22 protein-coding genes and 1 pseudogene are annotated in these 22,615 nt (G+C 63.0%); 14 read left to right on the forward strand and 9 right to left on the reverse strand.

The window, feature by feature from the left end; genetic code table 11:
- Nucleotides 1–704: 704 nt before the first annotated feature.
- Nucleotides 705–1,658, reverse strand: a pseudogene (locus ACZYR5_RS24490) (FAD-dependent oxidoreductase); the annotation flags it as partial.
- A gap of 135 nt (nucleotides 1,659–1,793) precedes the next feature.
- On the opposite strand from ACZYR5_RS24490, the gene ACZYR5_RS24495 reads away from it, so the two are divergent.
- The 3 genes from ACZYR5_RS24495 to ACZYR5_RS24505 all read left to right on the forward strand — a co-directional run bounded on the left by ACZYR5_RS24495 (nucleotide 1,794) and on the right by ACZYR5_RS24505 (nucleotide 5,910).
- Nucleotides 1,794–2,783, forward strand: a complete 990-nt coding sequence (locus ACZYR5_RS24495) for an AraC family transcriptional regulator (protein ID WP_489091989.1) — start codon at nucleotides 1,794–1,796, stop codon at nucleotides 2,781–2,783.
- 200 nt (nucleotides 2,784–2,983) lie between these two features.
- Nucleotides 2,984–4,570 (forward strand): ABC-F family ATPase, encoded by a 1,587-nt coding sequence (locus tag ACZYR5_RS24500; RefSeq protein ID WP_489091990.1) that lies wholly within the window; start codon nucleotides 2,984–2,986, stop codon nucleotides 4,568–4,570.
- A gap of 155 nt (nucleotides 4,571–4,725) precedes the next feature.
- The gene (locus ACZYR5_RS24505) at nucleotides 4,726–5,910 is read left to right on the forward strand and encodes an MFS transporter (protein ID WP_489091991.1); all 1,185 of its coding nucleotides are present in this window, start codon (nucleotides 4,726–4,728) and stop codon (nucleotides 5,908–5,910) included.
- A gap of 3 nt (nucleotides 5,911–5,913) precedes the next feature.
- Here ACZYR5_RS24505 and pssA read toward each other — a convergent pair whose 3' ends face one another.
- Nucleotides 5,914–7,257, reverse strand: a complete 1,344-nt coding sequence (pssA, locus tag ACZYR5_RS24510) for a CDP-diacylglycerol--serine O-phosphatidyltransferase (protein ID WP_489091992.1) — start codon at nucleotides 7,255–7,257, stop codon at nucleotides 5,914–5,916.
- A 115-nt stretch (nucleotides 7,258–7,372) separates the two neighbouring features.
- On the opposite strand from pssA, the gene ACZYR5_RS24515 reads away from it, so the two are divergent.
- From ACZYR5_RS24515 to ACZYR5_RS24555, 9 genes are all read left to right on the forward strand, one after another.
- Entirely contained in the window at nucleotides 7,373–7,936 is a 564-nt protein-coding gene (locus ACZYR5_RS24515; RefSeq protein ID WP_489091993.1) for a TetR/AcrR family transcriptional regulator, read from the forward strand.
- Nucleotides 7,937–7,983: 47 nt separating this feature from the next.
- Nucleotides 7,984–8,460, forward strand: coding sequence for a nuclear transport factor 2 family protein (locus tag ACZYR5_RS24520; RefSeq protein ID WP_489091994.1), 477 nt, complete (start codon nucleotides 7,984–7,986; stop codon nucleotides 8,458–8,460).
- Between the two features lie 327 nt (nucleotides 8,461–8,787).
- Complete coding sequence (locus ACZYR5_RS24525) at nucleotides 8,788–9,468, forward strand: DUF3313 domain-containing protein (protein WP_489091995.1); 681 nt, start codon at nucleotides 8,788–8,790, stop codon at nucleotides 9,466–9,468.
- Between the two features lie 91 nt (nucleotides 9,469–9,559).
- Complete coding sequence (locus ACZYR5_RS24530) at nucleotides 9,560–10,348, forward strand: winged helix-turn-helix domain-containing protein (protein ID WP_489091996.1); 789 nt, start codon at nucleotides 9,560–9,562, stop codon at nucleotides 10,346–10,348.
- Nucleotides 10,345–10,827 (forward strand): hypothetical protein, encoded by a 483-nt coding sequence (locus tag ACZYR5_RS24535; protein ID WP_489091997.1) that lies wholly within the window; start codon nucleotides 10,345–10,347, stop codon nucleotides 10,825–10,827. The genes ACZYR5_RS24530 and ACZYR5_RS24535 overlap by 4 nt, the downstream gene beginning before the upstream one ends.
- A 247-nt stretch (nucleotides 10,828–11,074) precedes the next feature.
- Nucleotides 11,075–11,554 carry an EAL domain-containing protein gene (locus ACZYR5_RS24540; protein WP_489091998.1) on the forward strand — a complete coding sequence of 160 codons (480 nt, stop codon included), beginning with the start codon at nucleotides 11,075–11,077 and terminating at the stop codon, nucleotides 11,552–11,554.
- A 107-nt stretch (nucleotides 11,555–11,661) separates the two neighbouring features.
- Nucleotides 11,662–12,162, forward strand: a complete 501-nt coding sequence (locus ACZYR5_RS24545) for an outer membrane beta-barrel protein (RefSeq protein WP_489091999.1) — start codon at nucleotides 11,662–11,664, stop codon at nucleotides 12,160–12,162.
- Nucleotides 12,163–12,249: 87 nt separating this feature from the next.
- On the forward strand, nucleotides 12,250–13,188 hold the full coding sequence (locus ACZYR5_RS24550; RefSeq protein WP_489092000.1) for a helix-turn-helix domain-containing protein: 939 nt from the start codon (nucleotides 12,250–12,252) through the stop codon (nucleotides 13,186–13,188).
- Nucleotides 13,189–13,275: 87 nt separating this feature from the next.
- Nucleotides 13,276–14,055, forward strand: coding sequence for a TSUP family transporter (locus tag ACZYR5_RS24555; protein ID WP_489092001.1), 780 nt, complete (start codon nucleotides 13,276–13,278; stop codon nucleotides 14,053–14,055).
- Here the strand turns inward: ACZYR5_RS24555 and nudC are convergent.
- The 3 genes from nudC to ACZYR5_RS24570 all read right to left on the reverse strand — a co-directional run bounded on the left by nudC (nucleotide 14,023) and on the right by ACZYR5_RS24570 (nucleotide 16,853).
- Nucleotides 14,023–14,853, reverse strand: coding sequence for an NAD(+) diphosphatase (gene nudC / locus ACZYR5_RS24560; protein WP_489092002.1), 831 nt, complete (start codon nucleotides 14,851–14,853; stop codon nucleotides 14,023–14,025). The two genes, ACZYR5_RS24555 and nudC, sit on opposite strands and share 33 nt — an antisense overlap.
- Nucleotides 14,854–14,859: 6 nt before the next feature.
- On the reverse strand, nucleotides 14,860–15,672 hold the full coding sequence (locus ACZYR5_RS24565; protein WP_489092003.1) for a crotonase/enoyl-CoA hydratase family protein: 813 nt from the start codon (nucleotides 15,670–15,672) through the stop codon (nucleotides 14,860–14,862).
- Between the two features lie 239 nt (nucleotides 15,673–15,911).
- A complete protein-coding gene (locus tag ACZYR5_RS24570) occupies nucleotides 15,912–16,853 on the reverse strand; it encodes a hypothetical protein (RefSeq protein ID WP_489092004.1) in 942 nt (313 codons plus the stop codon).
- A 528-nt stretch (nucleotides 16,854–17,381) separates the two neighbouring features.
- Here ACZYR5_RS24570 and ACZYR5_RS24575 point away from each other — a divergent pair.
- Nucleotides 17,382–18,065, forward strand: coding sequence for a response regulator transcription factor (locus tag ACZYR5_RS24575; RefSeq protein WP_489092005.1), 684 nt, complete (start codon nucleotides 17,382–17,384; stop codon nucleotides 18,063–18,065).
- The gene (locus ACZYR5_RS24580) at nucleotides 18,043–19,440 is read left to right on the forward strand and encodes a sensor histidine kinase (RefSeq protein WP_489092006.1); all 1,398 of its coding nucleotides are present in this window, start codon (nucleotides 18,043–18,045) and stop codon (nucleotides 19,438–19,440) included. Before ACZYR5_RS24575 ends, ACZYR5_RS24580 begins: the two co-directional genes overlap by 23 nt.
- On the opposite strand, the gene ACZYR5_RS24585 is transcribed toward ACZYR5_RS24580, so the two are convergent.
- From ACZYR5_RS24585 to ACZYR5_RS24600, 4 genes are all read right to left on the reverse strand, one after another.
- Nucleotides 19,430–19,630, reverse strand: a complete 201-nt coding sequence (locus tag ACZYR5_RS24585) for a hypothetical protein (protein ID WP_489092007.1) — start codon at nucleotides 19,628–19,630, stop codon at nucleotides 19,430–19,432. The two genes, ACZYR5_RS24580 and ACZYR5_RS24585, sit on opposite strands and share 11 nt — an antisense overlap.
- 106 nt (nucleotides 19,631–19,736) lie before the next feature.
- Nucleotides 19,737–19,997 carry a DUF1652 domain-containing protein gene (locus tag ACZYR5_RS24590; protein ID WP_489092008.1) on the reverse strand — a complete coding sequence of 87 codons (261 nt, stop codon included), beginning with the start codon at nucleotides 19,995–19,997 and terminating at the stop codon, nucleotides 19,737–19,739.
- Between the two features lie 135 nt (nucleotides 19,998–20,132).
- Entirely contained in the window at nucleotides 20,133–21,629 is a 1,497-nt protein-coding gene (locus ACZYR5_RS24595; RefSeq protein WP_489092009.1) for a helix-turn-helix transcriptional regulator, read from the reverse strand.
- A gap of 72 nt (nucleotides 21,630–21,701) precedes the next feature.
- Nucleotides 21,702–22,610 (reverse strand): LysR substrate-binding domain-containing protein, encoded by a 909-nt coding sequence (locus ACZYR5_RS24600; RefSeq protein ID WP_489092010.1) that lies wholly within the window; start codon nucleotides 22,608–22,610, stop codon nucleotides 21,702–21,704.
- Nucleotides 22,611–22,615 lie beyond the last annotated feature (5 nt).

Below are 22,615 nucleotides of genomic sequence, written 5' to 3' on the forward strand. Positions count from 1 at the left end.
GACCGCTGGCTGCGGATGATTTTCAGCATGCGCTCGACCTCCACCACCTTGCGCCGCGGACGGCCATGGGGTTCGCCCTGCTCGCGCTCATGCTGGTCCAGCAGGGTCCAGTCGGCGTACGACACGAAGTCGATCTGCCGCTGCTCGAGCAGAGCTTGGATATCGCGCGCTGTACCCGAGTCTCGTTCGCTCAGGTCGGCCACCAGGCGATTCACCGAGTCCACCGCGCACTGCTTGTTGCTGCCGATCACCCCGCTGGCGCCGCGCCGGATCCAGCCCGCGACGTACTCCTTGCCAGAGGTTGCGCCATGGGCGGCGAGCACCCGGCCGTTGTCATTGGCTATCACTGCGCGCCGCTCGTCGAAATCGATCCCGGCAATGGCCTGGCCACGGTAGCCGGTGGCGTTGATCACCAGGCTCGCGGCGAGGTGCAGGTGATCTGCCATGGCGACGGCGACGAGCGCGCCTTGGCCGTCGTCCTGCAGGCTGTTACGGACGTTGTCGAGAGCGCTGACGCGCCCCTCCTCACCGGTGAAAGCCAGGGGCGAAACCTTGAACAGCAGGCGGATGGTTTTGCCGTCCCTGACAGGCCGGGCCTGGGCTTCCTGCAGCAGACTCAGGTTATGCCGGGCCTCGGTGTTCAGCGGCTCGGCCAGTTCGCCAACACTGGCCGCGTCCAGCAGCAGATCTTCAGCCTCCACACGGACATTGACGCCTTCAGTGTCGAGCAACTGGCGCAGTTCCTTGGGGGTGAAGGCGGCCTGCACCGGCCCGCGCCGAGCCACCAGGCAGACCTCGCGAATCCTGCTCTGGCGCAGGGCCTCAAGGGCATAGTCGGCGATATCGGTGCGTTCCAGTTCCGCCACCGGCATCGTCAGGATGCGCGCGATATCCAGCGCCACGTTGCCCATGCCGATCACCACGGCACTGTCGCCGGACAGATCGACCGCAAGATTCCGGCAATCCGGGTGACCGTTGTACCAGCCGACAAAGGTGGAGGCGCCGTGGATATTGGCCAGGTCGGCGCCGGGCAGGTCAAGGGGGCGACTGGCAGAACCGCCGGTGGCGTAGAGCACCGCATCGTAGTGGTCCAGCAACTCGTCGCGACTCACATCCTTGCCCAGTTCGACATTGCCGAAGAAGCGCACCCTGGGCGAGCGGGCGATCCTGTCGAAACTGGCACAGACCGATTTGATCTTGGGATGGTCCGGAGCGACGCCATAACGCACCAGGCCGAAGGGCGTGGGCAGGCGTTCGAAGAGGTCTACATGGGCTTGCGGCAATTGCCGCAGCATTTCGTCGGTGGCATAGAAGCCCGAGGGACCGGCGCCGACTACAGCCAGGCGGCAGGTTGGGCCATCGGCGCAGGTGGACCTGGGCGTCGCGCCGTCTTCAGCGTCGCGGCTCTCGGTGATCGGCGGACAGTGTGCGGCCATGCGCGCGTTGAGCTCGACGTAGTGCTGCAACTGCTCCGGCACCGCGGATTGCGGGTAGATGGCACGCACCGGGCACTCGGTCAGGCAGGCATTGCACTCGATGCAGGCCAGCGGGTCGATGTAGAGCATGTCCGGCCCCTCGCGGAACGCATCCACCGGACAGACGTCCACGCACCGGGTGAACTTGTCACCCTGACAGGCTTCGGTTACCACATAGGCCATCACTGCTCTCCTGGGTTGTGGCACCGCAACGGGGTACCGGCCAGGCGCAATTTAAGGGCGCAGTGGTGGGACGTCTTGACACCACCCGCGCGATTTTGACATTTTGTGCCAGCCCCGCGGCAATCGGACCCCAGCATGGCGAAAGACGTTTATATCTCCTGCGCACTGGCTGAAACCCTGCGCGATTACATCGACAAGAACCAGTTGCGCGCACCTGACGTGCTGGAGGCGCTGGCCCCTTATTCGAGCAGTCAGCGCATGCCCATTCTGTTGTTCTGGCGCCAGTTGGAGCGCCTGCAGGAGATGCATCCGATGCCAGCGCTGGGCCTGCGCATCGGCCTCTGCGCCAAGCCGCAGCATTTCGGCGTGGTCGGCTACCTGGCTGCCTCCTGCAGCGTCGTCGGCCAGGCGCTGATCCGTTATCGGCGCTTCCAGCGGCTGCTGGTGAGCAACCTCGATGTGCGGGTGGAGCAACGCGGCGACGTCATCCGCTACAGCTGGGGCGACGGCGAACATCACACCACGCCGTTGGCCAGCGAGTTCGGCGTGGCGGCGTTCGTCAATCTTTACCAGGCGCTGATCGGCCAGGTCATTGCACCGAGCGCCATCGAGATTCCCTATGGGCGACCGGCGCAGCCATCGATCTACGAGGCGCTAATGGGCTGCCCGGTGCGCTTCGATGCGCCCTGCCATGCCCTGGAGGTGCCGGTCAGCCTGCTGGCCATGCGCGTCACCAGCAGCGACCCTTTTCTGCGCGACCTGTTCGAGCGCCAGGCCCAGGCCCTGCTGGCGCAGCAGCCCAGGCCGGACGCCTTTCTCGAGCAACTGGAACAACTGATGGTCGCGGCCTTGCAGGAGGGCGAGCCCAGCGCGACGATCCTCGCCGAACGGATGAATTGCTCCCTGCGCAGCTTCTATCGCAAATTGGCCGAACACGGTCTGCGCTACCGCGCTCTGCTCGGTGATGTACGGTTCAAACTGGCGCGTCTGTACCTCGCCGACTCGCGGTTGTCATTGGTCGAGGTGGCCTTATTGCTCGGTTACTCGGAGCAGAGCGCCTTCACCCGGGCATTTCGTGCCTGGAGCGGCAGCACCCCGCAGGGGTATCGGCGGCGCAAGGATTAGAGATCCGTCGTCAGCTGCCATACAACTGTTGTCACACCTATGCGACAATAGCCCTTATGTCCGGCATCAACCCCGCATTCATTTCCCAGCTTCACGGCCCAGGCGTGCCGATGTGGCTGTCGTCTCATGCGCGCTGGAACGACCCGAGCCCGGTTCCGGCTCCAGCCAAGCGCACTCCAAGCTATTGATAGGTAAAGTCATTGATCTCCACAGCAAATATCACCATGCAGTTCGGCGCCAAGCCGTTGTTCGAGAACGTTTCGGTCAAATTTGGCGCAGGTAACCGCTACGGCCTGATCGGCGCCAACGGTTGCGGCAAGTCGACCTTCATGAAAATCCTCGGCGGCGACCTCGATCCGTCGGGCGGCCAGGTGATGCTCGAGCCGAACGTGCGTCTGGGTAAATTGCGCCAGGACCAGTTCGCCTACGAAGAATTCAGCGTGATCGACACCGTGATCATGGGTCACGAAGAGCTGTGGAAGGTCAAGGCCGAGCGCGACCGCATCTACTCGCTGCCGGAAATGACCGAAGAAGACGGCATGGCCGTGGCCGAGCTGGAGACCGAGTTCGCTGAAATGGACGGCTACACCGCCGAATCCCGCGCCGGTGAGCTGTTGCTGGGTCTGGGTATCGGCATCGAGCAACACTTCGGCCCGATGAGCGAAGTTTCGCCAGGCTGGAAACTGCGGGTGCTGCTGGCCCAGGCGCTGTTCTCCGATCCGGAAGTGCTGCTGCTCGACGAACCGACCAACCACCTGGACATCAACACCATTCGCTGGCTGGAAAACATCCTGACCCAGCGTAACAGCCTGATGATCATCATCTCTCACGACCGTCACTTCCTGAACAGTGTGTGCACGCACATGGCTGACCTGGACTACGGCGAGCTGCGCCTGTTCCCGGGCAACTACGACGAGTATATGACCGTGGCGACCCAGTCCCGCGAGCAACTGCTGTCGGACAACGCCAAGAAGAAGGCGCAGATTTCCGAACTGCAATCGTTCGTCAGCCGCTTCTCGGCCAACGCCTCGAAAGCCAAGCAGGCCACTTCGCGTGCCAAGGCGATCGACAAGATCCAGCTGGCCGAGGTCAAGCCTTCGAGCCGCGTCAGCCCGTTCATCCGCTTCGATCAGAACAAAAAGCTGCACCGTCAGGCTGTCATGGTTGAAAAGATGGCCAAGGGTTTCGACGGCAAGCCGTTGTTCAAAGACTTCAGCTTCCAGGTTGAAGCCGGCGAGCGCGTGGCGATCATCGGCCCGAACGGCATCGGCAAGACCACGCTGCTGCGCACCCTGGTCAATGAACTGACCCCGGATGCCGGTAGCGTCAAGTGGACCGACGCCGCCGAACTGGGCTACTACGCTCAGGATCACGCGCACGACTTCGAAGACGACGTCACCCTGTTCGACTGGATGGGTCAGTGGACCCAAGGCGAGCAGATGATTCGCGGCACTTTGGGCCGCATGCTGTTCTCCAACGACGAGATCCTCAAGTCGGTCAAGGTGATCTCCGGTGGTGAGCAAGGTCGCATGCTGTTCGGCAAGCTGATCCTGCAAAAGCCGAACGTGCTGGTGATGGACGAACCGACCAACCACCTGGACATGGAATCCATCGAAGCGCTGAACCTGGCGCTGGAAAACTACCCGGGCACGCTGATCTTCGTCAGCCACGACCGCGAGTTCGTATCGTCCCTGGCCACTCGCATCATCGAGTTGACCCCAAGCGGCGTGACCGACTTCAGCGGCACCTATGATGATTACCTGCGTAGCCAGGGTGTGGTGTTCTAAAAGCCGGACGCCGTTCCCCCTTGTAGGAGCGAGCTTGCTCGCGAAAAACGTCAACGATAACGCGGCATCCTGAATGTCCGCAGCGTCCTCGAGTTCTTCGCGAGCAAGCTCGCTCCTACACAGGGTTTGCCCTGATTCCAAGGAAGATTTCTGTCATGACGACGCCCGCCACCCCACTCCACACTTTCGACCTGCGCCCGCTGCTGATCGCCAACATGGCCTGCACCATGGCGATGATGGCGTTTGTCTCGATGATCGGCCCGATCTCCCGGATCCTCGGCATGCCGACCTGGCAGGCCGGGGCGGCGGTGACGGTGTCCGGGGTGTTGTGGATGCTCCTCGCCCGGCCCTGGGGCCAGGCCAGTGATAGACGAGGACGCCGGCACATCCTGCTGCTCGGCACCGGCGGCTTCACCCTCGCTTATTGGGCGCTCTGCGTGTTCATCGACGTTGCACTGCAGGTGCTGCCGTCGGCGTTGCTGGGGTTTATCGGGATCATGCTCGGGCGCGGGATAATCGGCGTGTTCTACGCCGCGATTCCGGTGGGCTGCAATGCGCTGATCGCCGACAACCTCGAACCGCAGCGGCGCGCCTCCGCCATGGCGGCGCTGGGTGCAGCCAACGCCTGCGGGCTGGTGATCGGTCCGGCCATCGCCGCCCTGCTCTCCCGTTACAGCCTGAGCCTGCCGTTCTATGCCATGGCGATTTTGCCGTTGCTGGCCTTCCTGGTGCTGCGCTTCAAACTCAAGGGACAGGAGCTGCATCTCAGGCAGGCACCGCGCAGCGTACGGCTGAGCGATCCGCGCCTGCATCGGCCGATGGCGGTGGCGTTCGTTGCCATGCTTTGTGTGTCGATTGCGCAGATCACCGTCGGCTTCTACGCCATCGACCGCCTGGGCATGGCCCCGGCAGAAGCGGCGCAGACCGCTGGCATTGCCTTGACCATGGTCGGGGTGGCGCTGATCTGCGCGCAATTGCTGGTGCGCCGACTGGACTGGACGCCGCAGCGGCTGATCCGCATCGGCGCATTGGTCGCCGCCTGCGGCTATGCCGGCAGCATGCTGGCCGACACCGCCTGGGGTTTGTGGTTGTGCTTCTTCGTCTCGGCAGCGGGCATGGGCTGGATCTTCCCGTCTTTCGCCGCCCTCGCGGCGAATGCCGTGGAGGCCTCCGAGCAAGGCGCCACCGCCGGCAGCATCGGCGCCGCCCAGGGTTTTGGCGTGGTCATCGGGCCGTTGGCCGGGACCCTGGTCTACGCCATCGAGCCGCGCCTGCCCTACCTGTGCGCGGCCGTCCTGCTGGTGCTGGTGGCGCTGTGGCCAAGTCGCACAGCGCGCTGAGCCCTAGAGAATGCGATAGAGCAGGCGCTCGATCCGTACCCGGCTGACCCGACGCAGAAACTTGCCCACGGCCGACGGGTAGTCCACCAGGGTTTCCAGTTCCTGATAACGCTCGATGCGGCGGGTGTTGCGGAAAATCTCGGTCAGTTCGACGCTGCGTGGCTCCAGCAGTTCACCTTTGGGATCGTCGATCAACAGCGCGTTTTCCAGGTCCAGGCGGAACGCTCGCGGGTTGAGGTTGTTGCCCGTCAACAGGGTATAGCGCGCATCGACCCACATACCCTTGAGGTGATAGGTGTTGTCGCCGTCGCGCCACAGGTGCAGGTTCAGCAGGCCGCTGTCGATCACCTTCTGATGCCGTTTGGCGAAGCGCCGCAGGCTGATCTCGTAAAGGTACGGCAATGCGGCGATGACCCGGAACGGCTCGCTCGGCGGAATGTAGAAGTCGTTGGCAGTCTTGTCGCCGACCACGATATCGACCTTCACCCCACGGGCCAGCGCGCGGTTGATTTCGCGGGTGATCGGCAATGGCAGGTTGAAGTACGGGGTGCAGATCGTCAGTTGCTTCTGGGCGCTGGCGATCAATTCGCAGATCACCCGGTTCAACGGGTTGTTCTTGCCAACGCCCAGCAGCGGGCTGACCGACAGTCCAGTCTTGTCGACCCGGCCCTGGCTGGTGTCGTAGGCCGCGTACTTCAGGCGGCTGCGCAAATCGCCAATGTCATTGCGCAGGCTGCGGGTAGTTGGCAGGTTCGGCAGGTCGAGGCGATGCACCGCCTTGGAAGCAATCAGGCCGTGCTGCACCAGATGCTGCATGGAGTCGGCCAGCGCCTCGTTGTGCAGCAGGTGATAACGGTCGAAGCGGTACTTGTCGAACTTGTGCAGGTACACGTTGTTCAGGCTGGCGCCACTGTAGAGCACGCTGTCATCGATCACGAAGCCCTTGAGGTGCAGCACGCCGAACAGTTCGCGGGTCTGCACCGGTACGCCGTAGATCGGCACCTCGCTGGCGTGGTCGCGGGTCATCTGCTGATACCAGGCCGAGTTGCCCGGCTGCTTGCCAGCGCCGATCAGGCCGCGCTGGGCGCGCAACCAGTCGACCACCACCACTATGTCCAACTCGGGACGGGCAGCCTTGGCGGCGTGCAGGGCATCGAGGATTTCCTGGCCGGCTTCGTCCTGCTGCAGGTACAGCGCGACGATATAGATACGCCGGGTCGCCTGGGCGATCTTCTGCAGCAGGCAGCTGCGGAACTCGGCGGCGCCGGACAGAATGCTCACGGCATCGGCGGACAGCGGAAAACTGCGCAGTTTCGGCAGCAGGGAACGTTTGAAAAGCAACGGCATAGGGCTCGCAAATGGGTCGAATCCGAAGAGCCCCGGAGCTTACACCATGTCTGCGCAAATGGACATTTCAAATCCACGCTTGACCAAGGAGAACGATCGTTCTACTGTAGAAAACATGAATCAGATAACCAGCACCGACACACGCGACATTATTCTGGATGTCACCGAGAAGTTGATCTACAAAAGTGGCATCGCCGCCACGGGCATGGATCTTCTGGTGAAAACCGCCGGCGTCTCCCGGAAAAGCATCTACCGCTACTTCGCCAACAAGGAGGAGTTGATCGTCGCCGCCCTGCAACGCCGCGACCTGCGCTGGATGCACTGGTTTACCACGCAGGTGGAGCTGGCGCCGAGCTCGGGCGAGCGTCTGCTCGGCCTGTTCGACGTACTCAAGGACTGGTTTGCCAGCGACGGTTTTCGCGGCTGCGCCTTTATCAACACCAGCGGCGAGACCGGCGATCCCGAGGATCCCGTACGCCAGGTGGCCAGGCAACATAAACAGAAACTGCTCGATTTCGTGCTCAGGCTGTGCACCGAACATGGCGTACAGGACCCGCAGGCTCTGGCCCGTCAGCTGCTGATCCTGATCGACGGCGCGATTACCGTGGCCCTGATAACGGGTAACCCTGACGCCGCCGATGATGCGCAGTCGGTGGCGCGTACGTTGTTGGATCTGTAACCCCCCTGCTTGCTGTAGCAACACTCATTGTCACTGGGAGATATCACATGTCAGCTGCCGAAGTTCGTCCGCCCCTGCCGCCGTTCACCCGTGAGTCGGCCATCGAAAAGATCCGCCTGGCCGAAGACGGCTGGAACTCCCGCGACCCTCAGCGGGTATCGCTGGCCTATACCCTCGACACCCAGTGGCGCAACCGCGCCGAGTTCGCCCACAACCGCGAGGAAGCCAAGGCCTTCCTGACCCGCAAATGGGCCAAGGAGCTGGATTATCGGCTGATCAAGGAACTCTGGGCCTTCACCGACAACCGCATCGCCGTGCGCTACGCCTACGAATGGCACGACGACTCGGGCAACTGGTACCGCTCCTACGGCAACGAGAACTGGGAGTTCGACGAAAACGGCCTGATGGCCCACCGCTTCGCCTGCATCAACGACATGCCGATCAAGGAAAGCGAGCGTAAATATCATTGGCCGCTGGGCCGGCGTCCGGATGATCATCCGGGGTTGTCGGAGTTGGGGTTGTAGGTGGATTGGGCAGCCAGGGCGATGTTCCCCTGGGACGGCCATGCACAACACCACCCCCGTAGGAGCTGGCTTGCCAGCGAATGAGCGAATGAATGTGCCACCGCCATCGCTGGCAAGCCAGCTCCTACAATTACCGCGCCGACACCATTATCCGAGTGCTGCTCGAGACCCTGTAGGAGCCGGCTTGCCGGCGAAGACGGCGGGCCTGACACACCAAGATTCGAATCGCTGGAACGCAATCCCCCACCTCGCAGTTTTCGGATAGCACCCCCTCCCCACCCCCGGCACCATGCGCGGCCCCATTCGCCACAGCCCATGGATAATCCTGTGAAACGCCTTTCTCGCCTGCTTCCAGTGGTCCTGCTCCTTGCCGTGACCGGTTGTACGACCATGCCCGATGCGCAAACCCATCACTCCGGTTTCCTCGACGACTACGCTCGCATGAGCAAGGACCCGCAATGGCCCAAGAGCGAGGTGTGGGTCAAGCCCGGTCTCGAGCTGAGCCAGTCCTACCAGAAACGGGTGTACATCGAGCCGCCACGCCTGTACTCCAGCGACCCGGACCTCAAGCGCAACCCGGCTGAAACCCGCGCCATGCTCAAGTACCTGAACCAGGCGATGATGCATCAGTTCCTCACCGCCGGTTATGAAGTGACCCGCCACCCTGAGCCCAACACCTTGATGCTGCGTACCGCGATCACCGGCAGCGAGCGTACGCCGCGCGACCTGTCGATCCCGGAATACCTGCCGATCGGCTTCATCATCGGTGGCGCCATGCACCTGACCGGCACCCGCGACGAGAGCGTGCGGATCTTCTTCGAAGGCGAGATGCGTGACGCCAACAGCCGCGAACTGCTGGCCCAGTCCGTCAGCGCCACCACCGGCAAGAACATCTCGCCATCGGCCGCGACCAAGGTCGAGGACACCTATCCAGCCCTCGATGCCTGGGCCAAACAGCTGCGCGAACGGGCCGACCAGGCCTTCACCAAGCCCGCCAGCAGCAACTGACCCACCACCTTGCACCAGGCTCATCCAGGTTGGCTAGACTGTGGCTGACGAGCAAAACATCACGCACAACAGCGCCGCCAGAGGACCGTCCATGAGCCATTCTTTCACCTTGAAAAACGGCTCCAGGGCGCAGTTCAACCCGGATGACTCGACGCTGTCGATCACCACGCCCCTGGGCGAAGTCCAGCACAGCACCCTCGGGCGCGCCGAATCGCGCCTGCTCGACCTGCTGCTGGCCGAGCCCGGGGTGATCAAGACTCGCGAGCAGATCATCGAACACACCTGGAACGATCGAGTCGTTGCCTCCGGCAGCCTGAACCAGGTGGTGTTCTCCCTGCGCAACCTGCTCAACGACAGTCGTGACCACGACATCCTGATGACCATCCCGCGGCGCGGCTATCGCTTCAACCCGCTGTATGTCAGCGGCGGCCCACACACAGAGCCTGCGGCCGTGGCGACCGAGCCCGAACAGCTCGCTGTACCGGCTGGCGAAGCGCCCGCAACCACGACAAGACCACCGCTGAACGGGCTGCGGCTCGGCTATGCGGTGACCTTGCTCATGTGCCTGGCGACCCTGGCCCATTTCAGCCTGTCGGCAAAGCCCCCGAGCATCGAGGTCGCCAGCACCCAACGCGGCCAACTGACCCTCAACACCCTCGGCTTCAGCCTTGATGAGGCCCAGGCGCTGGGCAAGACCGTCAACCAGCAACTGCACAACCTGCCCAAGGACCTGGCCGGATACGTGTGGATCCACCAGTCCAAAAGCAATTACTCGATTTCATGCATTCGCACCGACCAGACCACCCGCAACCTGCTGTTCAACCCTCAGCACCGGGAACTCGCCGCTGTCCTGGCGCAATGCCTGGAGGTGAGCCTGTGAGCCTGTCGCACAAAACCACCTGGCAATGGCTGCTGCTGGCCCTGATCAACCTGGGCTGCATCGCTGCCCTGCTCTACTCGCCGGTGCCGTTCAAGAGCAACAGCAATTTCCACACCCTGAGCCGGCAATGGCTGGAAGATCAGAGCCAACTGAACACCGAGGAATTCCTCACCGTCAGCGAACATCGCATGACCCACTCGACCATCGAAAGCCTCGACGGCCAACTGCGCAATGCCACGCTCACCGCCGATATCATCCAGGCCAGCCCCAACGCCGTTGAGGTCAAAGTGGTGCGCGCCAAACTGAGCCAGGACAGCGAACTGTTCGCCATCGACAAAACCCCGGACCTGTTTTTTCGCCGCCAGTACGTGGTCCAGGAAGGCTCGACCCTCAACTACAGCTTCCTTGCCACTCCCAGCGACAACACCCTGTGTTTCTTCCAGCACGAGATGGATCGCCTGCGCTGCATGAACCACTGAAGGCGTGACAAATGACAATCAATGATTGGCGTTGAGCGCCACACAGGCCGAGCCTGCTGCATTTCCCCTGCCCCAGGAGACCCGCATGCTCAGCCGTCGCTTGAACGCCCTACCGCTCAAACAAAAAGTCCTGCTCTGCCTGTTCGCCTATCTGTGCGGCATCACCCTGGCCTGGCTGGTGGACATCTGAGCCAGCCGCCCCGCTGCCTTTTGCAACCGCCGAATTTGCACTGATCAGGGTCTCGTCATGACGTCGCGCGCAATCAAATTTCACTACGCCGTAGATGCCTCGCAACTGGAAATCACCTACCAGCCCATCTTTGGCGCACACCACGCGCGCCTGATCGGCGCCCGGGCCCTGCCACGCTGGACCCAGGACGGATTGAGCATCGCACCGGGCGCGCTCTGCCACATCGAATCGACAGCGGCCGTACTGCGCCAGATCGCCGAGGACTACAGCGGCTATTTGTGGGCCTGCAAAAACTTCACGATCCACCTCGAACTCAGCGCCCAGGCCATTCTCGACGCCCACTTCCCGGACCTGGTCGACGCGGTGCTGGCCCGCTACGACATTCCACCCCCGGCCCTCACCTTCGGCCTCGGGACCGGTGTGCGCCGTGATCAGCCAACAGGCGCCTCGCGGTTCACGGCCCAGCCGCTGTCCATCACCGCGCTGGCCCGGCGCTACTTCTCGATCGCCAATGAAGCCCAGACCCTGCCGCGCTGAGTCATGGCGGCAAACCAATAAGCATTAATGATTTTTATCAAGCCTTCATGCCGGGCATTGTCCCGCTCAACACCTCAGCCCCTTCATGTTTAAGGATTGCACCGCACATGCCATTTCGTAAGTTCGCCATCGCTTCCCTGCTTTCGTTGCTGTCGCTGCCGGCACTGGCCGATGACAAGGGTTTCTATGTGGGCGCGGGCCTGACCCAGATCGAAACCGACAACAGCTCCCTGAGCGATGAAGACAACAGCTACAAGGTCTTTGCCGGCTACCGCGCCAATGGCTACCTGGCGTTCGAAGGCGCGATCGTCGATCTCGGCAAGTTCAAGGAAGACAACCTGGACTTCGAAGGTCACTCGGCACAGGTCGCCGCCCACGTCGGCTTTCCCCTGGGCCAGCGTTTCCGTCTGTTCGGCAGCGTCGGGGCGCACGCCTGGGACGCCGACGGCAATGCCACCGACGACGACACCGGGGTCGACCTGACCTACGGCGCCGGAGTCGAGATGGACGTGTTCCGCAACATCGGCATCCGCGCCGAGTACGAAGTGCTGCAAGTCGGCGACATCGATCTGAATCAAACCACCGCCTCTGCCTATATACTGTTCTGATTGCACACACCGGGCGCGCACCGTGTTCGCCCGGTTTGATCCTTTCAGACAGCGCTATGCGTTTTCCAGGTACCCTCCCTGTCCAGCATGACCACCCTCGCGTCTCCTGCCCTGCTCACCCTCGAATCGGTTGCCCTGGACCAACTGTCCGTTGGCAATGACTTCTGGCGCATCGACTTCTCGTCCATCGAAAAAGATGCACGGGTGCAGCGCCTGCGCCACGTCCGCGGCCCACGCCTGCGCCACAGCCGCTTCGACCTCGGCTGTTCGATCAGCGCCGTCAGTAGCGTGCCCGAAGGCCACGTCACCCTGGCCCTGTCGCAATCGGCCACCGGCCGACCGACCTGGAACCAGCAGCGGCTGCACCCCAACGAGCTGATGGTGTTGTACAGCGGCGAAGAAGTGCATTACCAGGGTGAGCCGGACGAAGCGCTGTTCACCGTCACCACCACCCTCGAACACTACGAACAGTGCCGCCAGGCCCAGGGTGCCGTGGACGTGCTCAAGCAGCGCCGCGACCAGCGCTATCAGGCACCGGACCTGTGCTCGCTGAAATCGGCGGTGAATACCATCAGCGTCTCGCTGAACCAGCGCCATCCGCCGGATGCCCTGACCGGCGCGCAATGGGAAGCCACCTTGCTCGGTTCGCTGCTGCAGGCCCTGAGCCCCACAACCGAATCGACCCGCGAGGCGCCACTGCGCAGGAAAATCGCCAGCCAGGCCATCGACTACCTGCATGCCCACGCCCATACCACGGTGACCATGCAGCAACTGACCCAAACCCTGGGCACCCCGGGCCGCACCTTGCACCAGGGTTTTGTCGAGGCCTTCGGCACCACGCCCATGGCCTACCTGCGCACCCTGCGCCTGTCCAATGCCCGGCACGACCTGCTGACCCAGCGCTGGGCCACTGTCACCGAAACCGCCATGCAGTGGAATTTCTTCCATCTGGGGCGCTTCTCCCAGGACTATCAGCGCATCTACCGGGAAACACCGTCACAGACCTTTCGCCGCAACAGCGCCTGAGCGGCCGCTGACGGTCGCAGCAACAAAAGGTTACGGGTAAGATGGCGGCCTGCACGACCCCATCGCCCCACCGAATAAGTCGACCCCATGCCTTTCGAACTCAGCGTAGATCTCACCACCCTGGCCATTCTGGTCGCTGTCGCGTTCATTGCCGGTTTCATCGATGCCATTGCCGGCGGCGGTGGCTTGCTGACCACTCCCGCCCTGCTCACCGCCGGCCTGCCGCCACACCTGGTACTGGGCACCAACAAGCTCAGCGCGACCTTCGGCTCGGCGATTGCCAGCGTGACCTTCTACCGGCGCAAGCTGTTCCATCCCCGGCAGTGGGTGCACGCCATCGTCGGCACCCTGGTCGGCGCCTTGACCGGTGCGATCGTCGCCCACTACCTGCCGGCCGAATGGCTGAACAAGATGCTCCCGGTGATCGTCTTCGCCTGCGGCCTGTACCTGCTGTTCGGCGGCACGCCCAAGACGCCGACCGACAGCGATGCGCCGATCAAGAAGAAATGGCAGTCGACCCAGGGCTTCAGCCTGGGGTTCTATGACGGCGTGGCCGGTCCGGGCACCGGGGCGTTCTGGACCGTCAGCAGCCTGCTGCTCTACCCCATCGATCTGGTCAAGGCCAGCGGCGTGGCACGCAGCATGAACTTCGTCAGCAACGCGGCGGCGCTGTCGGTGTTCATTTTTTCCGGGCAGGTGGATTGGATCATCGGCGCAAGCATGGGCGTGGCCGTGATGGTAGGCGCCTTCTTTGGCGCACGCACCGCCATCAGCGGTGGGGCGAAGTTCATTCGCCCGGTATTCATCACTGTGGTCCTTGGCCTGACCGTGCGCCTAGCCTGGCAGCACTGGTTCAGCGTGGCCTAAGCGCCGCGCGACATAGACGTCGATCAGGTAACGGGCAATCGAGCGCGACGCCGGCAACGGCGGCAGCGCGTGAATGTTGAACCACTGCGCGTCTTCGATCTCGTCGGCTTGCGGGACGATCTCGCCGCTGGCGTATTCGGCATGAAAGCCCAGCATCATCGAGTGCGGGAACGGCCAGCACTGGCTGCCCAGGTACTGAATGTTCCTGACCTCGATCTGCACCTCTTCGCGCACCTCACGAATCAGGCAGTCCTCGGCCGACTCCCCCGGCTCGGCGAATCCGGCCAGGGTGCTGTAGACCCCACTGACAAAACGCGGCGAACGCGCCAGCAAAATCTCGTCGCCACGGGTGATCAGCACGATCATGCTCGGTGAAATCCGTGGGTAACTGCGCAGGTCGCACGGCGCGCAGTACATCGCCCGCTCGCGCGGTACCTGAACCATGGCCTGGCCACAGTTGCCGCAAAAGCGATGCTCGCGGGCCCAGGTGCCGATTTGCGCGGCATAGCCGAGCACCTTGTACAGGGTGTGATCGCCGTCGAGCATGAACGCGCGCAAGCCCTTCCAGTTGCAGCCCGGCACCTCGCTGGCGGCCTTGAGTTCGAGCAGGTACACCGGCTCACCGTCGAGGTGGCCGATACCGTGTTCGGCGAGGATCGACAGTTCCTGGCGCTTGAGCCATTCACGCGGGAACAGCGCGCCGTTGTCATCGAACAAAAAGCCCTCGGGGCTGCGAGCCACGGCCCAGCCGCCAGGGGTATCGGTGTCCAGTACTGCAGTGGTCCAGCGTGAAGTCATGTGTACTCAATCCAGAAATTCGGGTTTCTGTTTGCTCATATGGGCGGCCATGGCCACGCGCAGATCGTTGGATTGCAACATGGCGGCGTTCCAGGTGGCGATGTATTCCAGGCCATCGTTGATGCTGTGATCGCGCATATAGCTGATCATTTCCTTGGTCCCGGCGATGGCGATCGGCGACTTGGCGGCGATCTCGCGGGCAATGCCCATCACCCCTTCCAGCAGGCTGGCGGCGTCCGGGTAGACGCGGTTGACCAGGCCGATGGCCCGGGCTTCCTCGGCACCGAAGGTGCGACCAGTGTAAGCCAGTTCGCGCAGCATGCCGTCACCGATGATGCGCGGCAAGCGTTGCAGGGTGCCGACGTCGGCGGCCATGCCGATGTCGATTTCCTTGATAGAGAACTGCCCGTCGGCGGCGGCGTAGCGCATGTCGCAGGCGGAGATCAGGTCGATGGCACCACCCAGGCAATAACCCTGGATCGCTGCCAGTACCGGCTTGCGGCATTTGTCGACGGCATTGAACGAGGCCTGCAGGGCGAAGATCTTGCGTCGCAGCAGACGTGCGTTACGCCCGACGTCCTTGCCCATTTCCGTCGCAACGGAAGCGAGCATCATCAGGTCGATGCCCGAGGAGAAATGCTTGCCGGCACCGCTGATCACCACCGCACGCACTTCGTCAGTGTCATCGATCCACTGGAAAATCTCGATAATCTCGGTCCAGAACGCGGCATTCATGGCGTTGATCTTTTCCGGACGGTTGATCTGCACATGGGCGATGTTGTCCGCCAGTTCGACGCGAAAGGCTTGATATTCGGGCATGGCAGTAATCCTTGCAGGGTCTGGAAAAGAGCCCCGGACTATAGCAAGCCTGTATTGGCGGTCGAAGGCAGTGCTTCGGCCAAAAGCAGGACTGAAAAAAACCGCGCCTGCTCGGGGCAGGCGCGGTCGGTTGCAGCAGGTAAAGGGATCAGTGCATGAACAGCGCGATCAGGATGATGATCGGGATCGGCACACCGAGGAAGAACAATAGAAGTGAGCGCATGGGAATTCTCCTCTCGTTAGCGAAGTGGCGTTGGCGAAGTGGCAGGGATATAGCCGACCGGTTCCAGGTACACCACGGCATCCCGGCGACGACCACCGAAGGTGGCAGCGAGGCTGGCGAAGAAAGCACCGCAGAGCAGCGCGACGAACATCCACAGCGCAGTCCAGGCGGCGACGGTGCTGGCGGTGTCGGCGGCCTCCTTGGCAGCTTGTTTGGCGTGCTCAACCGCCTGGCGGGCCTTGCCGTAGACCTCATCGACCCGGCGCTCGGCATCGGCCTGGCTGAGGTTGGTACGCTGGGCCACCAGTTGCGCAAGGTAGGTACGGTCTTCCGGAGTCAGTTGGCCGTCGTTACTCATGCTCTGCACAAAAATCCGTGCTACGGCAGCGTGGGCTGCGTCGTCGCTGACGGCGGCAGGACGATCATCGCGAAACAGCGTATCGACGAAATAGCCGTAGTCGTTGCTGGAGCCCTGGCTGGCAGCGGTGCCGGCCACCTGGGTCATGGCACTGGCGGCACCGCCGGCGACGCTGGCACCGGCCTGCACCCCACCACTGATGACATTGCTGATGGAGCCGACCACCAGGGTCGCAGTCACCAGCGTCGCGACTGCCCAGGCGAGGAAGCCGTGGGCGGTGTCGCGAAAGTACACCTCATCACCATGCATGTTTTCCCATTTCACCCGCAGGCGTCCGGCGATATAACCACCCAATCCCGAGGCGACGATTTGCGTGAACGCCAGCCAGACGATCGTCGATATCCCCAGGCCCTTGGCACTGACCCCGCTGTCGGCCCAAGGCGACACCGCCGAAAAGCCCAGGCCGAAACCCAGTACGACGAGAATCAGCGACAACGCGGCAGCCGCAGCCGCCCCGGCAAAAATCGCCGCCCAGGACACCCCCGACACGGCACTCGAGGCCGGCAGGTCGGAGGGGTACATATCGGAGGATCTATTCATAGTGGTGGTGCTCCAGGCATGGGAAAACGCTTCACCTGGAGGATTGCAGCGGGCGTGCCAGTCGAAAGGATTTATAAAATCCTTCTATTTCATAGAGTTATGAAATCATTCGATAAAGGCGGTCATGCAATTTGCAACAATCTGTGTCTGAGGGCGGGTTAAATGCATTGGATAGCCCTTGCGACACGAGGTCGAACACAAGCTCCGGATTCACTCTGGATCCACTGGTAGGAGCGAGCCTGCTCGCGAAAAACCCGAGGCCGCCGCGCACATCCAGGACAGCTGCGTCATCGTTGACGATCTTCGCGACGATGCGACGATTCGACAGGCTCGCTCCTGCAGTTTTGGCCGCAGGCGAACGCAATCCCTGCTCGGGAAGGGGCCGGCAGATCCAGCATGTGAAGTGACTGATACACCGCTTTCGCTGGCAAGCCAGCTCCTACGACCCTCTATGAAAGTTAATTTAGCAACCCCACGCCCATTTCTTGGCACACTACCCCGGTAATCCATTTACCCCAGGCAAACCCCATGACCCGAATCCTGACCATTGAAGACGACGCGGTCACCGCGCGGGAGATTGTTGCCGAGCTGAGCAGCCATGGCCTCGACGTCGACTGGGTGGCCAATGGTCGCGAAGGGCTGGCGCGGGCGGTCAGTGGTGACTATGACCTGATCACCCTCGACCGCATGCTGCCGGAACTCGACGGCCTGGCCATCGTCACCACCCTGCGCACCATGGGCGTGTCGACACCGATCCTGATGATCAGCGCCCTGTCCGATGTCGATGAACGGGTGCGCGGCCTGCGTGCCGGTGGCGACGACTACCTGACCAAACCCTTTGCCACCGACGAAATGGCCGCCCGGGTCGAAGTGCTGCTACGCCGCCAAAACACGGTCAAGAACTTCGAAACCACCCTCGGCGTCGCCGACCTCGAACTCAACCTGATCAGCCGCGAAGCCACCCGCGCCGGCCAGGTGCTGACCCTGCTGCCCACCGAATACAAACTGCTGGAATTCCTGCTGCGCAACAGCGGGCAGATCCTCTCGCGGATGATGATTTTCGAAGAGGTCTGGGGCTATCACTTCGACCCCGGCACCAACCTGATCGACGTGCACATCGGCCGCCTGCGCAAGAAGGTCGATCCACCGGGCCTGCTGCCACTGATCCGCACCGTGCGAGGCTCGGGCTATGTCATTGCTGAACCCGTCTAAAGGCTGGCGCTCGTCCAGCAGCCGCCTGCTGGCGCTCTACAGTTCGCTGTTCGTGGTCTGGAGCTGCCTGTTGCTGGGGGTGATGTACTACGAGGTGTCGAGCTACCTCGACAACCTCGCGCGGCACTCGATGATGCAGCGCCAGCACCTGTTCTCGCGCTTTCACGGCAGTCAACTGGACGAAGCGCTACTCGCCAGCCGCACCTTCGACCAGCGCGGGGTCGATGCCTATGGCCTGTTCGACGCGCTGCAACGCCCCCTGCACGGGCTGATCCGACAGATCCCCGACGACCTGCCGCTGGACGGCCAGGTGCATGAGCTGGACAACTGCGGCGACCCGGATGACAGCCTGCTGGCCCACGCCAGTTGCGACGCCGTGGCCACCCCGACCCTCGACGGCCGCTGGCTGGTGCTGGTGCGCGACAACGGCTCGCTGTTCGCGGTGACGCGGATCATCCTCCACGCGCTGTTCTGGGGGGTATCGCTGACGATCATCCCCGGCGTCGCCGGCTGGTACCTGCTGCGTCGCCGCCCCTTGCAGCGGATTCACGCCCTGCAGGCCAGCGCCGAAGCCATAGTCGCTGGCAACCTCAATCATCGCCTGCCGCTGTCCAGTCGCCGCGACGAACTGGACATGCTCGCCGCCATCGTCAACGCCATGCTCGAGCGCATCGAGCGCCTGGTCAACGAGGTCAAGGGTGTGTGCGACAACATTGCCCATGACCTGCGCACCCCGCTGACCCGCCTGCGCGCCCAGCTGTACCGGATGCAGCAGCAGGCCGGGGAGGGCTCGGCCGAAGCAGCGCAGCTGGATCAGGTAATCGGCGAAACGGATACCTTGATGGCGCGCTTTCGCGGCTTGCTGCGGATTTCCGAACTGGAAGACCAGCAACGCCGCTCGGGCTTCGTACTGTTCGATCCGCTGCCGCTGCTGCAGGAGCTACACGATTTCTACCTGCCGCTGGCCGAGGAAGGCCAGTTGACCCTGACCCTGCAAACACCCGCCAGCCTGCCGCCGGTGACCGGCGACCGCGCGCTGCTGTTCGAGGCGCTGTCGAACCTGCTGAGCAACTCGATCAAGTTCACCCCGGTCGGTGGCGACGTGATCCTGCGGGCCAGCGATCAGGCTGGCAGCACCCGGATCGAGGTCGCCGACTCGGGCCCGGGAATACCCGCCGACAAACGCGCAGCGGTGTTCCAGCGCTTCTACCGGGTCGACGACAGCGCGCAGAACGGCGGCTTCGGTCTCGGCCTGTCGATTGTCGCCGCGATCGTCCAGTTGCACGGCTTCAACCTCGAGGTCGGGGTCAGCGAGCGCGGCGGCGCGCGCCTGACCCTCGACTGCCGGCAACGCCTGCTGGCGCCTACTGAGTGATGCAACGGGTGGTCGTGGTGACCCGGGTCACCTCACCGTCGGCCCGGGCATAGCCGAGCACCTGGGTGTTATCGCTGCTGTTGCAGGTTTTCACCGGGGGCGCCTGGACGACCACCGGCGGTGGTGGTGGGCTGGCGCAACCGCCGAGGGTGGCGAACGCCAGGAACAGTGCAGCCAGGGCAGATCTCATAGATAGGTGCATGAGGTGGCCTGCAAATGTGATGAGTGGGGAGCGGCTCTTTACCGGGCACGCCTGAACTGTAGAGCGGCGCAGGCTGACGATAGTTCAACGCGCCCTACTCGGCCGACCACAGGCGCCGCAGGCCGCTGCTGCCCAACTCGTAGCGAAGCTCCTCGACCATGCGTTGCAGATCGCTGTCACTGCTCAACCTGGCCGGCTTGATCCCGGTCACGACCAGGTTGACCTGGCCGCTGTGCAGTTCGAACACCCGCAGGGTCAGGGAGCCGTCGCCGTCCACGTGCAACTCGCACGCCAGAGGCGCGAGGGCACGTTCGATGTAACTGCGCAGTTGCGCGTGGCTGATCACGGCAGGCACCTGTGTACTGGGAAGGGATGTGCCAACGTCCGCTGGATATTATCCAATGGACGTTTTCGCACCCTGACAGCCTAGGGACCTGCGCGTCGGCGCAACAGCCGAGTTTGCACTATTGCGGCTGGTGCATTTGCACCTTCATTTCGGGCGTTTTGCCCGATGCTCGGTGCCAAACAAGCCGCGTTCACGCGCCCAGACGATGGCTTCGCTGCGGCTGTGCACCGCCAGCTTGGAATAGACCGTGGCCACGTGATTGCGGATGGTATTGGGCGCAAGCCCCAGGCGCGCGGCAATCTCCTTGTCGGCCAAGCCCTCGCAGATCAGCCCCAGCACGTCGCGCTCGCGGGCCGTCAGCTCGGTAAAGGTCACCCCCGGTTGCTGGGCCCGCTGCGGGTTCTTGGCGTTGGCGAGTTTTTCGATCAGGGTCTGGCTGAACCAGGAGGCGTCCTGCATCACTTCCTCAATGGCCGCCACCAGCTCGGTCTCGGTGCGCTTGCGCTCGGTGATGTTCATCAGCACCAGCAGGTAGCAGCTGTGCTCGTGAATGCTCACGGTGTCGGCCCATACGGCGCAATCGATCAGCTCGCCGCCCTTTCTGCACACCTTGAGGTCGAGGCTGTCGAGCCGGCCATGCTTTTTCAGCTCGGCAAACAGCTTATGGGCGGCGTCCTTGCTGTCCGTGAGACCGATATCCGCCAGGGTCTTGCCCAGCAACTCATCAACCGGGTAGCCGCTGGTGGTGATGAACGCCTCATTGACCTCGGCAATCTGCAGGGTCTCGGCACTGCACACCAGGGTCGGCACCGGACTCATGCGAAACGACTTGGCGAAGCGCTCTTCGCTATGGCGCAGGGCAGTTTCGGCGCGACGGCGCAACTCCAGGTCGACGAAGGAAAACAGCATGCAGGCTTGTTCGTTGAATTCCAGCGGTTGCCCCGCCACCACCACCAGCTTGCGACTGCCATCGGCGACCCGGAGATCAGCCTGCATCTGCGGAATGGTAATGCCCTGGCTCAGGCGCTCGATCGCCAGCTCGCGGCGCTCGGCGTCCTCCAGCACATCGCGCTCATACAGCGAACGGCCGATGATCTGCTCGCGGGAAAAGCCGGTCATTTCGACAAAGCCCTGATTGACCTTGATGTAACGCAAATCGCTGAGGCGGCAGATCACCGCGGGCGCCGGATTGGCATTGAAGGTTTTTTCGAAACGCTGCTCGGCGCCGGCCCATTCGGTGGCGTCGCTCAGGATCAGCACCATGGATTCCACTGCGCCCTGGGCATCGGTCAGGACCAGGCTGCGCACGCGGTGCACCCAGGTGCGTTCGGGGTCGGCGGTGGGCGTGACTTCCACCAGCACATCGCTGAAGGTTTCGCCGTTGGCCGCGCGGCTGATGGGGTAGTTTTTCAGCGCCACCGGGTGGTTGTTGCGATAGCGCAAGCGGAAACGTTTCGCGTACTCGCGGGCATTGCTGCCCAGGTCGCTGATGCGTTCGACGCCGTGCATCAACAGCACCGCATCGTTGGCCCACAGCAGGCTCTTGTCGGCATCCAGCAGGATCACGCCGTCGGACAACCCGGCGATGATCTGCTGCATCTGGCGGCGATTGGTTTCGGTGACCAGAACATCCTGACTCATTGCATCTCCCCGATTCGCTGGGCCGCAGCCCTTGTGAAGGGTACGACCGCAGCGCTTGAGGATAGTGCAGCGCTAGTGCACGCGCGCGGCAAGCGTGCCCTCCTCCAGCACCAATTCGCGCAGGGTGTCGAGGAACAATTTGAGCACCGGCGAGCTGTCGTCGGCACGATAAGTCGCGTACAGCGGCACCTGGGGCAAGGCCGGGGCCAGGCTGCGAAACACCACGCCGGCCGGGGCCAATTGCTCGATCGAGGCCGGCAACAAGGCCACGCCAAAGCCGGCGCGGACCAGGCTGAGCAAGGTCTGCACCTCGATCACCTGCTGGCTGATCTGCGGGGTGAAGCCGGCCTTCAGGCAGCATTCGTAGAGGAAATTGGCGAAGCGCGACTGCTTCAGCTCCAGCGCGACAAAAGGCTCCAACGCCAGGTCAGCCGGGGCCAGGGTGCTGCGCGCGGCGAGTGGATGATCCACTGGCAGCACCACGCGAATCGGTTCATAGATCAGCAGTTCGTTGCGCAATTCAGGATCATCAGTGCCGACCCGGAACACACAGGCATCGATGCGTTTCTCCTTGAGCGCCGACAACTGCGCCGCCGGGGTCATTTCGTGCAGGCGCCAGCTCACCTGCGGATAGCGCTCGCGAAAACGGCTCAAGGCTCGCGGCAGCACGCCGACCATCACCGAGCTGATCATGCCGATTTCCAGTTCACCGAGTTGCCCGCGCCCGGTCTGACGAGTCAGGTCCAGCGCCCGCTCCAGTTGCTCGAACACTAGCGGCGCCTGCTGCTTGAGCACCGCCCCGGCGGCGGTCAGCTCGACCCGATGGTGACTGCGCTCGAACAGCGGCGTGCCCAGTTCCTCTTCCAGCAGACGAATCTGCTGGCTCAAGGGCGGCTGACTGATGTGCAGCCGGGTGGCGGCACGACCGAAGTGCAGCTCTTCGGCCAGGGCCATGAAGTAACGCAACAGGCGCAGGTCCATGGCCC

The organism is Pseudomonas sp. F007 (genome assembly GCF_057814275.1).